18 protein-coding genes and 1 pseudogene are annotated in these 15,782 nt (G+C 25.0%); 10 read left to right on the plus strand and 9 right to left on the minus strand.

Annotation, left to right across the window (positions count from 1 at the left end; genetic code table 11):
• Positions 1-458: 458 nt before the first annotated feature.
• The 9 genes from BRE_RS04765 to BRE_RS06370 all read right to left on the minus strand — a co-directional run bounded on the left by BRE_RS04765 (position 459) and on the right by BRE_RS06370 (position 5,433).
• On the minus strand, positions 459-824 hold the full coding sequence (locus BRE_RS04765; RefSeq protein WP_012539328.1) for a BBA14 family lipoprotein: 366 nt from the start codon (positions 822-824) through the stop codon (positions 459-461).
• Entirely contained in the window at positions 821-1,204 is a 384-nt protein-coding gene (locus BRE_RS04770) for a BlyB family putative holin accessory protein (RefSeq protein ID WP_012539329.1), read from the minus strand. Before BRE_RS04770 ends, BRE_RS04765 begins: the two co-directional genes overlap by 4 nt.
• Before the next feature lie 36 nt (positions 1,205-1,240).
• Entirely contained in the window at positions 1,241-1,426 is a 186-nt protein-coding gene (locus tag BRE_RS04775) for a BlyA family holin (RefSeq protein ID WP_041177821.1), read from the minus strand.
• Between the two features lie 116 nt (positions 1,427-1,542).
• Complete coding sequence (locus BRE_RS04780) at positions 1,543-2,655, minus strand: DUF685 domain-containing protein (RefSeq protein ID WP_012539330.1); 1,113 nt, start codon at positions 2,653-2,655, stop codon at positions 1,543-1,545.
• A 37-nt stretch (positions 2,656-2,692) separates the two neighbouring features.
• Positions 2,693-3,055 (minus strand): DUF735 family protein, encoded by a 363-nt coding sequence (locus BRE_RS06530; protein ID WP_332248263.1) that lies wholly within the window; start codon positions 3,053-3,055, stop codon positions 2,693-2,695.
• Between the two features lie 10 nt (positions 3,056-3,065).
• Complete coding sequence (locus BRE_RS06535; RefSeq protein ID WP_332248264.1) at positions 3,066-3,155, minus strand: DUF735 family protein; 90 nt, start codon at positions 3,153-3,155, stop codon at positions 3,066-3,068.
• A 123-nt stretch (positions 3,156-3,278) separates the two neighbouring features.
• Positions 3,279-4,139: a DUF276 domain-containing protein gene (locus BRE_RS04790; protein ID WP_012539331.1), complete on the minus strand. Its 861-nt coding sequence runs from the start codon at positions 4,137-4,139 to the stop codon at positions 3,279-3,281.
• A 3-nt stretch (positions 4,140-4,142) separates the two neighbouring features.
• Positions 4,143-4,457, minus strand: a complete 315-nt coding sequence (locus BRE_RS04795) for a contractile injection system sheath initiator (RefSeq protein WP_012539332.1) — start codon at positions 4,455-4,457, stop codon at positions 4,143-4,145.
• An 823-nt stretch (positions 4,458-5,280) separates the two neighbouring features.
• On the minus strand, positions 5,281-5,433 hold the full coding sequence (locus BRE_RS06370) for a hypothetical protein (RefSeq protein ID WP_198004640.1): 153 nt from the start codon (positions 5,431-5,433) through the stop codon (positions 5,281-5,283).
• Positions 5,434-5,799: 366 nt separating this feature from the next.
• Here BRE_RS06370 and BRE_RS04800 point away from each other — a divergent pair, with 366 nt between their 5' ends.
• The 10 genes and pseudogenes from BRE_RS04800 to BRE_RS04835 all read left to right on the plus strand — a co-directional run bounded on the left by BRE_RS04800 (position 5,800) and on the right by BRE_RS04835 (position 15,695).
• Complete coding sequence (locus BRE_RS04800; RefSeq protein ID WP_012539333.1) at positions 5,800-6,444, plus strand: hypothetical protein; 645 nt, start codon at positions 5,800-5,802, stop codon at positions 6,442-6,444.
• A complete protein-coding gene (locus tag BRE_RS06540; RefSeq protein WP_232212741.1) occupies positions 6,419-6,583 on the plus strand; it encodes a hypothetical protein in 165 nt (54 codons plus the stop codon). The genes BRE_RS04800 and BRE_RS06540 overlap by 26 nt, the downstream gene beginning before the upstream one ends.
• Positions 6,584-7,072: 489 nt before the next feature.
• Positions 7,073-8,176, plus strand: coding sequence for a BTA121 domain-containing protein surface lipoprotein (locus tag BRE_RS04805; protein WP_012539334.1), 1,104 nt, complete (start codon positions 7,073-7,075; stop codon positions 8,174-8,176).
• 212 nt (positions 8,177-8,388) lie between these two features.
• Positions 8,389-9,522 (plus strand): annotated as a pseudogene (locus BRE_RS04810) (RNA-guided endonuclease TnpB family protein).
• Positions 9,523-9,652: 130 nt separating this feature from the next.
• Positions 9,653-10,711, plus strand: coding sequence for a BTA121 domain-containing protein surface lipoprotein (locus BRE_RS04815; RefSeq protein ID WP_012539335.1), 1,059 nt, complete (start codon positions 9,653-9,655; stop codon positions 10,709-10,711).
• A 152-nt stretch (positions 10,712-10,863) separates the two neighbouring features.
• On the plus strand, positions 10,864-11,136 hold the full coding sequence (locus tag BRE_RS06545) for a hypothetical protein (RefSeq protein ID WP_041178220.1): 273 nt from the start codon (positions 10,864-10,866) through the stop codon (positions 11,134-11,136).
• A gap of 3 nt (positions 11,137-11,139) precedes the next feature.
• Entirely contained in the window at positions 11,140-12,102 is a 963-nt protein-coding gene (locus tag BRE_RS04825) for a BTA121 domain-containing protein surface lipoprotein (protein WP_041178221.1), read from the plus strand.
• Between the two features lie 652 nt (positions 12,103-12,754).
• Positions 12,755-14,116 (plus strand): BTA121 domain-containing protein surface lipoprotein, encoded by a 1,362-nt coding sequence (locus tag BRE_RS04830; RefSeq protein ID WP_232212742.1) that lies wholly within the window; start codon positions 12,755-12,757, stop codon positions 14,114-14,116.
• Positions 14,113-14,604: a BTA121 domain-containing protein surface lipoprotein gene (locus BRE_RS06550; RefSeq protein ID WP_232212743.1), complete on the plus strand. Its 492-nt coding sequence runs from the start codon at positions 14,113-14,115 to the stop codon at positions 14,602-14,604. The genes BRE_RS04830 and BRE_RS06550 overlap by 4 nt, the downstream gene beginning before the upstream one ends.
• 293 nt (positions 14,605-14,897) lie before the next feature.
• The gene (locus tag BRE_RS04835) at positions 14,898-15,695 is read left to right on the plus strand and encodes a BTA121 domain-containing protein surface lipoprotein (RefSeq protein WP_012539336.1); all 798 of its coding nucleotides are present in this window, start codon (positions 14,898-14,900) and stop codon (positions 15,693-15,695) included.
• Positions 15,696-15,782: the final 87 nt, after the last annotated feature.

Raw genomic sequence — 15,782 nt, forward strand, 5'->3', positions numbered from 1 at the left:
TATAAGTCTTAAGTTAATTAATAATACAATTTATCTTAAAAGTAAATACTTGTTTTAGCAAATATGAAAATAAATTAATATTTATTTTTTTATAAGATTAAATATTGTTTATATTTTTTTAATTGTGCTTTATTCCTTTAAAAAATGCTTTACAAACTTGTGTTTTTGCTATATTATAGAATTAAACACTTGTATTAAGAGCAAATAAGTACTAATAATTTTTTATTTAAAATTAATGAGAAATGGACGAGCCTTGTTAAGGCAAGTCATGTAAAAAAATTTCATGGATGAAATCATCAATTTTGTGTTTTATTAAATTTTGAATTAACCTTTATCCTTCAGTATTTAAATTAATTATATTATTTGCAATAAAGCTTAGAAATATAATTAATATAATTTAAAGTCCCAATGTGGGATTTTAAAAAAAGAGTAAGAAGGATATTAGTGTATTTTTAAATTTACTTTTTTAACTTGCTACATTTTTTATATACATCAATAGCTATGGGTTTTGTTGTGTTGATATAATGCTTTAAATGTTTGATATTTTCTTTTATTGTTTGCAATGTATGTTCTTCTTTTAAATTTTTCGGATCAAATAGTGTAAATGGTGGGAAATTATAATTTGGAAATTTTTGTTTAGCTCTAATTAAAAAAGTTTCAAAATATAATACATAACTTGTTAGTTGTGTTTCATATATGCTTAAGTTTTTAAGTGTAGGTTCAATAGGTGGCTCAGGTTCATTTGTAAGCGATGCTATTGATTTGCAACTAAATGTAATAAATTGTAATAAAATGATTAGGTTTACTATTGATTTCTTATTCATTTTTGCCCTCCTTTTTTATTTTTACTGTTTATTTTGTCCAATTCTTCTTGTAGCAATTTTGTTTTAATTTCAATAAGATTATTGCGTTCAAATCGCAAGTCTTCAATTAAAGTTGTATCAGCATCGGTGTTAATTGCATCTATGAGTTTTGCTATTTTGCTTAATATAGTTTCAAGCTCTAGTACAATTTGTTTACTTTCTTTCATTTCCATTTTTTGTAGCGATCTCGTGTAAATATTATTCATATATTTGTAAATATCGATTACTTTTTTGATACCAGTTTGAAAAAGTTCGTCATCTTGTGTATCACTGTATACAAAAAATTCTATTAGGTTTTTTAAGACAATTAGTCCAAGTTCGGTATTAGTTTTATTTAACATAAATATTCCTTAAATCTTCTTATTTAAATAAATTTTTTACTTTTTATTTTTACTTTGTTTATCAATTAAATACTTGAGTAAATGCTTAATAATTTTAACTATTTCAGCTAATACAGGTTTTAAGAATAAAGCCAAAGGGATTAGTATAAATAACGTAATGATTCCAATAATTATGAGTTTTGTCTCGGCAATATTTGATAAAAAGTCAAATACTGTATTCATATTTTCCTCCATTTTAAATTTAAGTTAGATGTATTTTTTTTAGAAAGAGTAAACCATCAATTTTGTTATGTTTATATGTTAACATATTTTTAACAAAAATTAAATATATGCAAAAATTATGATTTAAGAAGATGAGGAACATCTTGATTTTCATCGTTGTTATATATATAGCTCTTTAGTTTGTACCATCCGTCAAGAAGAGTGATAGTTGTGTTATGTTGTTTCCCGGTGTAGGAATATATAATATTGTATTGTGATGCATTACTATTCTCTGAAAATCTCAAGTAAATTATTTTAGTCATGGTATTATTTGGATATTTATCCCTTGTAAGGGCAAGCATTATTTGAAGATATATATTTTGTTCTTTATAATTTCTTGGAAACCTTAACTCTACTTTTTCGCCTGTTATCTCTATTTTTAATAATTTGTCATAAAATTCTTTTAAAGTATAATAAGCATCGTGTGTAGGTTGTATGTTCCAATATTGAAAATCATTAGGAATTCCTTTTAAATAACGATATTCTATTCCTAATCTATATAGTTGTTTGTTTGTAGGATGAAAAGCAAGAAATTCTAATTCCATGTTAGGATATTTGTATTCTGGCATTTCTGGTATTATAGATTTTAATTTTGACTCTAGTTCGTGATTTTTGAGATAAGAAGTATTGATATTGTTAGTAATGCTTGTAATTTGTTTTATTTGTTCAAGAATTTTGTCTGTCTGGTTTTTTAGGTTGTTTAAATTAGTGATTTCTGCAAAAATTTGTTTTAATTTGTCTATAAATGTTTGAAATCCAATTAATTCAAAATCCTGTCTTTGTGGATTGTAGATTGATATTTTGCTTGAATTTATGTTATCTCCAGCTTGATTTATATTTTGAATCAATATTTCCTTGATTTTTTTTAAAACATCATCAAGTGTAATTTTGTTTGTTTCGTTCTTAAGGCCTATTAGTTTAGATATTGTTTTTATATACATTTCGTCTACATGAGATTCGTATTCAAGTAATTCTTTAGATATTATTTCTCTAATTACTTGTTTAAAATATTCAATACCTCTATAAAAGGTATCTTCTTGAATTTGTATAAGTAAATTTTTATATATAATTGCATAAGTCTCTTCAACAATATCGTCAATGGGAATTAAATCATTTTCATTGACTCTGATTTTTCTGTTAAAATCTTTTATTTGTATGCTTTCTTCTGTATTGTCTTGTTCATTTTCCATATACCCTCCTTGTTATTTTGTTTTTTATGACATGAATTTATTTTATTTCTTTGTTATTAATATCAAAAATTTTAATGGTTCTCCCTGCAGGAATTAGAGATTTTATAAATCCATAAGTTGAATTTTGAAAATCCTTTGGAATATAGTTGGATACAAGTTTTTTAAGTTTGCCTTTATGTTTAATCATAATAGTTTTTAATTTTCCTTTAATTTTACCGGCTATTTTAAATTTAATTGGTGATCTTATATGTTCAAGTAATTTTATGATAATCTCGCCAGGTATATTTGGATTAACATTAATTTCGATTCTTGCATGTAAAAATGCTTTAAATATTAAATGAAAACTTTCATCTGTGCCTATTGATTTTATTGCAAATGTTAATGCTTTGATATAATTGATTAGATCTTTTTTAAGTCCTTTTTTTTAAATGAGATGCATTAAATAGTGATAGCATTAGTAATGCAATGTATCTTGAATTGATACTTTCATCTACATTAATAGAAGCAAAATTCTCAAGTAATTGATTAAGCTCTTTTAATAATTATTTTTTAAAATCAAGTTCGCTTTGTATAATTTTTGCAATCTGTGTATTTTGTAAAAAGTGTGGAATTGTTTTCATTTCTTATTCTCTTTCTATTATGAGCCTTGAATTTTCATCAAAAGAAATAAGTTCGTTTGCTTTAATTTCAATGTCATTGTTGAATTGAAATTCACTTTCTTTGATTTCTGTTATTTTGGTATTTAAATTTTCTTTTGTATGAATACCAATTTTCATTTTTCTAATTCCTTGTAGTAAACTTACAGGACCTAACAAGTCTTGATAGCAAAAAGAGATACCCATATCTTTGTATTTGTTTTGAAATATTTTTTTATAAATTTCTCTTATGTTTTCATCTATTTCTTTGTGGATAGATTCTGTTTCGGTTTTATATAATACTTTTAAATATGCATATTTAATTATTCCCAAGCTAAACTTATATGTTTTTTGTTGTCCGTTTTTATTGAAAAATTCAAGTTTTATTTTTCCTCTAAATGCTGTTCCACATGGAGCAGTATTATATATTGCTTTCCAAATTTGTATTTTTATATCTTGTGTAATGGCTGATAGTGTTCTATATTCTTTCGTAAATATTATGTAAATTTGTATTGTTCCTGCAGAACTTATAATATTTGCGTATTCTATTTGTGGAATTGCTAGTAATGTTTGTTTGACTGCCTTGTAAGTTGAGCTTTTGTATATACTTAGGGAATGTTGTAGTTTTTTGAAATATTTTCCTCCTTCTTTGAGTGTTTCAAATAATTCATTTAATGCTTGAATTATTTCCATGTCAATGGCAGAACTTGGGTAATTGATTATGTCAAAAATGGAATTGTCTTTGATAAGAATATTATATTCTCTCTTTAGTATTTCTTTTTTTATATTTTGTATTTCTTCTATTGATTTTGTAATGATTCCAGTTTCTTTGTCAAATACTATTCTCATAAGTTATATTCCATATTTACAGTATCTCCAGCTAAAAAAAATTGTAATATTATTCTTTTTTTTTATCTTGATATTTAATATGTCTATGTCTAGGGTTTTTAGTGCATTTGCAAAAAAGATTTTAATTTCTTCTTCTTTTTGGTTCTTTAAAAGTTTTATGAAGAAATTAAAATCAAGACCATAATTTTTGTCATAAAGACTGCCAATAGGTGTTTTTAGATATAAAAGCAGTCTTTGTTTTCGCTCATCAAGGCCATCTACTATTTTTAAATCGTTATTAAAAATTATTTTAAATTCATTATCTATTTTAATATCCATTTTTAATTACCTTAGGTTACTGCCTAGGTAATAATTATAACATTTTTAGCAAAAATAATATATTTTTTATTTAAAAAAAATCAATTTATTTAAACATTTTATTTAAACAAATTTAAATATTAATTTAGATTTGGTATAAAAAAGAGACTCTTTACTTTAAAGAGTCTCCAAGGTGAGAAGAATATAAAAATGAGATTCGTTGATATTTTAAATAAAATTTAATTTTCTTGCTTTAATTTCTTCATTTAGAGCACACAATCTTTAAATAAGAAATAATTCTTTTTCTTGTGATGTAAATTGATATCTGTAGTTGTTGACATTTTTTAGTTGAAATTTTCTGTAGTACTTTTCTTTTGTAAGTGCATCACAGAAAAATTTTAAGAGAATAAACGAAGATAATATTATTTCATACACTTTATAACACTTTAACCTTATATAATTGTTTTTATTATATGTCTTGTATTATACATTTTTAATTAATGATCTTCAATAAGAAGAATATAAAAATTGATGGTTTTTTTATATTTTTTATTATTTGGTTTAACTTATAAAGTATAAATTATTTTGATTGAAAACTTATTAATTTTTATATAAAACCAAATTAATGATTTTAATCTAATTGTTAATAATTGATAGTGAGATTTGCTTGTCATAAATTTTAAAAATCATTGGAGCATATCATTGGCACTTTAATTTTCATAATTGCAATTTTGAGTATTTATAGTTAAATAGAATTATAATTTCTTTTAGCAATATGTATAAAAATACATATTGCTAATATAATCACTAGCAAATAGCTAGTGATATTGTTAATATATAAGTTCTAAAAAGAAGTTGCAAAAACTTTAAAAAGGTTGCTAATGATTATAATTTTTAATTTTATTATTGCTTTCACATATTGATTATAAAGCTTACCATTCCTCTTCTCTATTATACTCATCTTGGTAATATTCATTGTTGCTGGAATCTTCTTCATCTAAAGATGAACATGAAAGCATAGTGAGTAACAACATAAATAAATATTTTTTCATCTTTTATCCTCTATTTTGAATTTATACCAAATATCAAGATATATTTAGTACAATTTAAATGCTATCAAAATGTATTATGAAAGTCTAGAGTTTAAAGTTTTTTGTTTAAATATTTATGCCCAATATTTATATGATGAGATAATAAGTAGTATTAAAAAGCATTTTTGTTTTATTATTTATTTTTTTGTGATGTTTAGATTTTGTTTTGTTGACATTGTGGTTTTAAAATAGAAATTATAAATTAACATTGTAAATAATAAAATTAGTGATATGTTTGTAGTATTCTTGTTGGGAAAAATGCGAGGTGAAGAATGCAGAGAAATAATATATTATTAGCTGTTATTTTAATGCTATTTATAGGTTGTGATTTAGATTCTGGTATTGGTTTGTTAAGAGGTGTTCTTGATAAATTGGATGGAAAGTCTATAAGTAGTGATGGAATGATTGATTTTAAGAATGATGATATTAATGTAATTAATGGAAAAGATAAAGGAAATTTAGTAAAAAGAGAAGAGCTTGTACCTAATGTTGAAGGGCTTGTACCTAATGTTGCTGAGGAAAAATATTTGGAGCCAGGTGATATTGATATTAATGATATTGATAATATTGATGTTGATAAAATTAATGATTATACCTACCCTTGGGATAGTAGTCCTAAATCTTTTCGCATTTTGTTTAAAAAATTAGACAAAGCACAGCAAAGAGTTCAGTATGCATATGATATTTGGGATAAAGCTTGTTCTGCAAGGAATGTTGCTTATGAATTTTATAGTAAGGCTCTTGTTGCATTGGGTGAATTTGTTAATGCTAAAGATGAAAATGGTAAAAATGGCATTAGTGATACCGATAATAAACATTTTGAACTTACAAAGGAAGTTGATAGGAAATGGGATGATTATCAAAAAGCTGTTGCAGAGGAAGAGAGGACTCGTGAGGATTGTAAAGAAAGCCGATGATTATTGTTTGAAATTGGAAGCAACTATAGAGGTTTTAATGTCGCTTTTTATGCCTGAAAAACAGAAATCTCAAGATTCTTCTTCAGAACTTCAAAGTGAGCAAAGTGAAGAGTTGAGCGAAGAACAGCCTGAAAGTTAACATTTGTTTAGATGTGATGGTTGATTTTTTGGAATGGTAACCTGTATAGATTATCTATTAGATTATTTATTACTATTCATTGTAAATTTTATAAGTGAATTACCAGGAAATAAGTATTTCCTGGTAATTTGTTAAAAGTAATTTTTCTAAAGATAAAATCAAAATTTAAAGTTCAGTTTATATTTGCATTAATTTAATATAAAAATTTTAATTTATTAAAATTTAATAATATTAATTAAAAGATAATTGTAATCTTTAAAGATAGATATACAATGATAAAAATCAATTTTAAGGGAGTTAAACTTGTGAAATACAAGTAATTCTATGATTATAAAATCAATATTAATTAGTGTTGATATATTGAGTACTTTCGAGTAAATAATTTGTGGGTTAAATTGTTTTTATATAGAATGTTAATTATACTCTCTATTGTGTGGTAATATTGGCATGTGGTAGTGGATTAATTTTAATCTAGAAGGAGATATATTTATGGAAAAGGATTTTTATAATTCAGTTTTGTTTTTATTGTTACTTACAGATATGAGTTGTGGTTTAAGTACTTCTACAAGTAGTTCTAAATTCCCCGATGAAAAATTGCCTTTAAAAAAGTTTACTAGTGAGAATGTAGATGCTGCGAAACCAGGTTTTAATAGTCAAGATTTAGAATCAAAATTTGATTTGAAAGAAAGAAGAGTGGAAGCAGGGGGAAGGCAAGGAGGGATACGAGAAGAGAAACCAGAAGAGATTGAGTCAATTAAAAATTTTTATTCAGCTCTTATGTATAATGATAAGGTAGTATTTCATTCTGTGCAAAAAATGGCCAGTGGTTTTGAGGGTTATAGTGATAGTGAGGAATATAAAGATGATCAACCTAGATTTTATCGTGTATGGGGTAATTTGGGTATTAATAAACTTTCACATATTATGTCAGAATATTCTCGTCTTAATAAGAAAAGAAGTGACATTCAATGGATGATGATGAATTTTGATATTAGAAAGATAAAAGAACATTTTAATAATAAGTTAAATGATTGCGATCGTAATTATGCATTAGAATTTAGAGGTGCTTTTCAAAAAGATGATTTTAATACAATCTATGATGGTATTGTTTCTGTGATGAAGGCTTATGAGGAGAATTTAGATGTTTTTGAGAGTGATTATGAACGTCTTAGAATTTTTAAACGTATACATTCTGGTTTTTCTGTAAAATTACGTTCATCTTTTGATTATATAAGCAATGAGTTAACTGACTTTAATGTTGAAGATGAGTCACAATCTAAGATGTATTTTTATTATGACTTTTGTGTTTTGTTTGGAGATGAGACTGGTAATAATCGCTATTTGCAATTTGTTGAAAAATTTGAGCCGATTTTTGAATTAATGTCGTCACTTCGAGAAGAAATTAAGTTTGAGATTGAAGATGATGCTGTAGTAAGTCAATTTACTGAAGTTTTTAATGAGCTTGAAGATAGGTTTAAATTATATTTAAAAGAAGTGTTTCCTAGGATTGTTTCTGATGATATGTCTTTTGAAGGTTTGGATAGTTATGAAACCGATTTTGAAAATTTGAAAGCAAGGGTAATGGACTATTGAGTTGTAACATTAATATTTAGATATTAATGGATTTTGGATATTAAATTATCATGCAATAAAAGATAGTTTAAAATATTCAATAAGAAAATTTGAGGATTGTTTGATTTTGTCAAAAAATTAAAAAGAATACTCCACCTATAATTTCTATGAAATTTAGGTGGAGATGAATTTGTAACGTAAGTTAAAATATAATATAATAATTTTAAAAAATAATGAGTGTTAATAAAGCTTATAAGTACAGAATATATCCCAACGCCAATCAAAAGAAATATTTTTCAAAAGTATTTGCATGTGTAAGATTTTTGTATAACAAAATGTTAAGTGATAAGAAAGATTATTATGAAAAAAATAAACAAAGTCTTATTACTTATCCAAGCAAATATAAAGAAGAATTTCCATTCTTAAAGGAAGTTGATAGTTTGGCTCTTTGTAGCGCATGGATTGACTTAAATTCTGCGTATAGTAATTTTTTTAGGGAAATTAAAAAAGGAAATAGAACTCAAGGATTTCCTAAATATAAAAGTAAGAAAAATAGGCAAACTTTTAGAACTAATAATCAAAAAAACTCAATAAGAATAGAAAATGATTATATAAAGCTACCTAAAATAGGATTTGTAAAATTAGCTCTACATAGGAAAATTAAAAGCAATGAACTTATTAAAAATGTAGTAGTAGAAAAAGATACTGATGATAAATATTATATTTCAGTAGCAGTTGAGTGCTTAGATGTTAAAAATAACGATAAAACTAAATGCAATAAAAAAGAGATAGTTGGTATTGATATGAGCATGAGGCATTTTTTAGTAAGTAGTGAAGGTGAGAAAATCAATCATCCCAAATATTTACTAAAAAATGAACGCAAACTTAAGAAATGCCAAATAAAACTATCAAAAAAACAAAAGGGCTCTAGGAATAGAGCTAAATCTAGATTAAGAGTTGCCAAGTTGCATAGGAAAATTTAAAATCAAAGAAAAGATTTTTTACATAAATTATCTTATTATTTTGTAGCTAATTATAAAAATATAGCAATAGAAAACTTATCAATTAAAGGCATGCAAAAAGGAATGTTTGGCAAAAGTGTTAATGATTTAGGATGGCATGAGTTTGTAAAACAATTATCATATAAATCAGAGTGGTGCGGAGTCTATTTGCATAAAGTTGATAGATATTTTCCATCAAGCAAGCTATGCAACAATTGTAGTATTAAAAATACAACTCTAAAATTAAGTGATATTAGGTGGACTTGTAGCGGTTGTAATATTTTGCACGATAGAGATATAAATGCAGCTCTAAATCTTAAAGCTTATTATTATAAGGAAATAAAAACTAAGGCAGGAACTGCCTGAAGTAAAGCTTGTGGACCATGCTCTAGTGGATGACCGTTCTTATAGAACCTAAAAAGCTATCATGGGATGAAACAAGAAGCTATTTCTATAATCTTTGATTTAGAAATAGCAGTTCACAGAGGAATATTTAGTGGTTAAAGGAAGAGGTTTTATTTTATTATTATTTTTAATATTAATAATAGGTTGTAATTTTAAATCTATCAAAAATAGTGAAATGTATAAACAAGGTTTGTCCAAGAAGATTTCTTTTGAAGATAGAATAGGTTTTGTAAATTTTATTTTTGATGATTTAAATGAATTTAAAATATCTAGTGAAAATCAGGAATTTGTTATGTGTTTGGAGAGAGTTGTAGGAGATCCTGATATAATGGTTTCTAAGACAGATAGAACATATACAAAAGATGAATTTTATCATTTATTAAAAAATATGAATAGAGATGATATTGACAAAATTATGGAATTTAATGTGATTTATAAGGATTTAAAGAAAGTTGAAAAAATGATTTTTGATCTTAAATGGTATAAGTTAAGATATAATTTGAATTTTAATTTTCAAAATTATAAAAATATTTATTTTTTATCTTTAAAGAGAATCTTTGGTATGTTTAGTGCTGGTAAAAATATAATTCATCCTAATGATATGCTTGAGCATCATTCTTTGATTTTGAATAAATTTGTTAAAGATGTAGAGAATATTAAAGTTTTTGATTCTTGTTTTATAGAGTTGTGTGATAATGAGAAAAGAGTTATTTATTATATGTGTAATCTTATGAGCAATATGAGTCTTGCTTTTGATAAGCCTGTTTTACATTGTGGTTATGAGTTTTATTCAATGTTAGGAAACTTTGGTAGTAATGGGATTAAAAATATAATAAAAATCCATTTAGATATTATTGGCAAGATATTTGAAATTGAAAAATTATATTCTGATTATCTTTATGATAACATTATGGATCAAAAGGAGACATTTGCTTTTCGAAATGCAAAATATTCTTTGCGTAGAACATTTAATACCATGAAAACTACATATGATTTATCTTTAAAGATTATTTTTAATAATAAAGACATTAATGCCATATATAATAGTCTTGTAAATTTTAATATTGTTGCTTTCAGTCATTTAGATCAACTTAAAGCTGATATTTTTGTTTTTATTGATAATTTTAAATTACAATTTGATATAAAATAGATCAAAATTAATTTGAGGATTCAATTTTGGGCTGCAGATTTTTATCTAAGCTCTTTATTTATTTTGAAGTATTGGTTATAAATGTATTAATATTAATTGATATTAATAGCTTATTTAAGTTAATATTATGTTATTTGAAAAGGAGATATTTAGTGTTTAGAGTAAGAAAAGGTTTCTTGTTGTTTTTTTTATTTATCGTTGTTATAAGTTGTGATTTAGAATCCACAGAAAGTATTGATAAATCAAAACATTTTGGCAAAATGAAAAGTGTTAAAAGAGTGGAAACTATTGATAAAGTAAAACATTTTGCTAGAGTGGGACGTTTTGATAATGTAGAACATTTTGATAAAGTAAAACAAGATATTGAGTCAAGTGTGTCTTCTGTAAAACTTTCTGCTAATGGCAAAGTTGATGGTTTAGATTGAAATTTGCCACTTGTCAAGCTTTTAAGTGAATTTGGAATGTCTTCAGGTGATAAAGAGTTTATAAAGTTTATTTTGCATCTAGAGAGTATTATGACTTCTTCTAATATAGAGATTTCTGAATATAATGAGACATATACAAAAGATGAATTTTATAATCTCTTAAAAAATTTGGGTGCTGATAATATTCGCAAATTGTCAGTATTTATTGAAGTTTGGAAAGCTTACAACGAAATGATATCTTATTTTAGAGTTGTTAATCCAAAGATTAAGTTTGATGATGTACTGTTTGAATTAAAATCCAATTTTTGTGTTGCAGTTTTTAGTTATTTTCAATTTTTAAAGAGAAGTTTCAATGAATTTGTTGTTGTTAAAGATAAAGATAAGGTTTTTAGTCCTAATTTAATTGTAGCGTATATTTATGAACTGAGTAGTGTTTCAGTAGAGATTTTGTATATTAGAGCTTTTGATCGTTGTTATGACAAACTGTGCGAAGATGATAGAGATGCAATTCTTTGTGTTAGAGATTTACTGGTACAAGATATGCTAATGGATCCTCCTAGTGTTTTTAATGTTAAAGATTATAAGATATATGATGATTATGAATTTTATCGTATATTAGGTAAGCTTGGTGCTGATAGGATGGTGAAAGTGGCAGGGATTTTTGCAGATTTAAATAAAAAAATGGACTTGCTATTTGATTCAATTAATGCTTTTGATGGTTATATAGCCGCAGAGAAAGATGATAAGAGGAAAGAGAATTTTCGAAATGCTAAAAGTGAGTTTTTGTATTCATTTCATCGTGATGTAAAATTAGTATATTTTTTTAATATTAAAAGTGTGTTTAATTCTGATGATATTGATGATATATATTCTAGTATTATGAAACTTTCTACCTCTTTTAGTATTTATATGGAAGGATTTGAAGATAGGATATGGTATTTTCTTAGAGATATGGGTATTGTATAGAGAATATTTATATTTGACTTAATTTAATTTGGATTTAAGTTGTTATTCAAGATAGAGATTAAGTATTTAATTTTTATTATGAGAGGAGATATTTAATGGTTAGAGTTGGTAAATGTATTTTTTATTTGTAGTTGTTATAGGTTGTAATATTAAAATCTACAAAAGATAGTGGTTTGGTACTAAATCGGAATTTGATTAGTTAGGTAAAATAGATTTTAGTTGATTTTAGTTAATAAAAATGATAATTAAGCCTTAGATTATTATGATTTAAGGCTTAATTTTTATTTATCGATAAATTATTTGTAATAAATAATTGTAAATTATATTGTTTGATTAGAATAGTTGTTGCTAATTATGTATAAATTTTAATGAATTAGCGTTATATTCAGTATAATACAATATAATAATAATTCACCAGTGCTTTTTATTATACTTTATTTTCTTTATATTTCATTAGTTATTTACCTTAAAATGTAATAAATAATTTCAATCTAAAATAGATATTAAGTTGTATTAAATTTAAAATTATATAATAATATTGTTATTATATAATTTTAATTATCATATAATATTTAAAATGATATAATAATTTATCATAAATTAAATAGTAATTGTACTAAATTTAAATAAATATATTTGAGGAGATATTTTGATGGTTAAAGGAAAGAAATTTAATTTATTATTGATATTGTTTGTTAATGCCATGATTATATTGATATTAATAATAGGTTGTAATTTAAAATCTCCACGACATGATGTTGTGCTTTACAAAAAATCACTTGAAGAAGTATTTGTGGACAAAGAGTTTGAAGAAGTAGACATTCCTTTGCAAACAGGTGTTGATTTTGCTTTGTATGATAAGCAACTCAATGAGCTCTTAAATACGTTTGAAATGGATGAATCGGAAAAGGAATTTGTTTTTTTGATAAAAGGAGCTGTAACTAATTCTGATATGACTTCTGACACTAACAAGACATGGAGTCAAGATGATTTTCGTGATATTTTGAAAAATTTGGGAGTAGTAAATGTTCGAAAATTAATAGGACCCAAGTCAAATTTTAGTGCTTTCTCTAGAGTTAGAGCAGCTATTAAGTCTGTAAAGAGTGTTTATGCTTTAGAAAAATTACGATCTCAGTTGGATAATTATAAGCGTCTCTATTTTATTGATTTGAGAAAAGCTTTTAATGCATTTGTTGATGATAATGAAATATACAATGGTAGTATAGTTGGTGATCATACTTTTAATTTTGATACCCTTTATAAGGAAGCCAGATATATTTTAATTTTTGAATCTTGTTATGAGAAATTGCCTAGTGAGAGGCAAAAAATGATTGATGATATGCGTAAAATACTAACTGATGCTGATATTGGTCGTACTGAGGGTTATAGGACATATGATAATTATGAATTTGATGTTTTATTTGGAAAATTGGGTAACACTACAATTAAAGATATTGTAGAAATATTTTTGAAAAATTTACAAATAATTGAAACTGCTCAAATTAACATTGACCTTATTCATATGTCAGATAGAAGAGGCATTTTACAACAAAAGTTGAATGCTTATAAATCTAATTATTATTTAACTATTAAAAAGGTATTTAATTCGGATATTGTTGATGATATTTATTCTAAATTTAAATCTATGTCTATTACTGAGCTTGATTCTAATTCTAATGTTGCAGTATATGATTTGTTTAATTCAGTTAGTAACTATGCTTTTTATATTAATGCCTACAGGTTTGTGTATAACATGTGTAAACCTCAGTATCGTAATGCCATTGATTATCTGAAAGGTATATTAACTCAGTCAAATGGTATTGATTCTTATAAAAGATATGAAGTTTATGAGTTTGAAGCTTTATTTGGTAATGCAAACTTTGATTTTCAATCTTTTTTAGATGCTCATATAGATACTTTGAAAGAGAGAGATGAAACTGGGGAGTTGATTGAGGGTATTAGAGATATATATCTAAAAAAGAGGCAGTACAGAAAGATTTTGATGTTCTTGTGAGAAATTATCCAAAATACTTGCGAGGGTTATTTCATAACTTTGATCCCATCTTTGTTCTTGTTAATAATATAAATCATGACTATGCAGAACGTTTTGTCAATTTGAAATCTAATATTACGCATTTGGAATTTGTAAAAAAAATGCAAGAAAAATTATCAGTAAAGGAACATGAGATGTTTATGGAAATTTCAGCTATAATTACTAATCTTCATATTGGTGTTACTGAAGGTTATAAAACATATAAAGATTATGAGGTTTATAGTTTATTTGGTGATGATCGTTTTGAGATTGTTAAATCTATAAATATGCATTTGCAGTTTAGTGATTTACAAAAAGAAGTTGAAATAGAAATTAATAAAATTGATAATGAAGATCAAAAGCAGTATTTTAAAGGGCAGTTTGATAAGCTTGTATTAGAGTATAAAGTTCATTTAAAGGGGTTGTTTCATATGATTAATGCTGATAATATACATACCCCCTGTACTTAAAATTGATAATTCATTTGTAAGTAGACTTAATAATATGCTAGATAGAATTAAAAGGATGTTTCCCTCCAAATTAATATAAATTTATTCATTTTTAGATGGTATTAAGCCTTGGATTAGTATAATCCAAGGCTTTTTTTAGTTAATTTCTTAAAAAATTTAATTATTAGAGCTTATAAATTTTGTTTTGGCTATAAAAGATTTATATTGGTTAATTAATATTATTTATTATTTGATATTTTTTTATTAATTTAATTTTTATTGCTTTAATTTTTAAGAAAAAGGAGATTTGAATAATGAATGAGAAAAAAAGTTGTGATGTATTGTTTTTATTATTATTATTATTTGGGGGTTGTGGAGTAGATACTCAAAAAAAGCAAGGTTTGGCAACTGATAGTGGGGTATATATTCCTAGTAAAGTTGTTGCAAAACAACCGGATACTAATTTTACATCCTTAACTAGATTTGAGCAATCAGTAGCTTCCCCGACAACAGAAAATAGGGAGCACAAACCTGTGAATTATGAAGGAAGAGAAGAAGATTTGAAACCCGATGATTCTGAGGCTTCTGGAATAACATGTGACGATAGTTCAATTTCTACATTAAAAGATAAAGTTGTAGAAGTTGAAGAATCTCCAGAAAAAGAGGAAGCAAGGTTTTTTTCTTTGATCAATAGATTTGGTTTGTCTGATGATGAGAAAATGTTTATTGGAATTATAAAAAAATTTGTAACCGATGTTAATGTTGGATTAAATATGGGTTATAAAACATATAGTAATAGTGAATTTTATAATTTGTTGGAAAAGCTGGGTGCAACTTTTGTGAAAAGGATTGTTAAATCCTTAAAACCAACTTTTATTGTATTAAATAATGCTCAGATTGCTTTTGATAAGCTTAAAGAGAGGAATAAAAATCATTTTCAAATGACTTTTAATATGGCATATAATGGATTTGCAAGGGATTTGAAGAGTATGTTTAATAAGCCTTGTTTTGCAGATATATATAATAGTTCTTTGCAGTATAATAATCCTTATAGTGTTCAATTTATTTCTCTTAAAAGGCATTTTGATTATATGAATGGTGATGAGAAATGATAAGATGATATTTATAATTATGATGCATAGCATAAATTAAAATATTTAAGATACATTATTATATTATGATATAATAAAGTTTGAATT

It is taken from the genome of Borrelia recurrentis A1, assembly GCF_000019705.1.
Classification (GTDB): Bacteria; Spirochaetota; Spirochaetia; order Borreliales; family Borreliaceae; genus Borrelia; species Borrelia duttonii.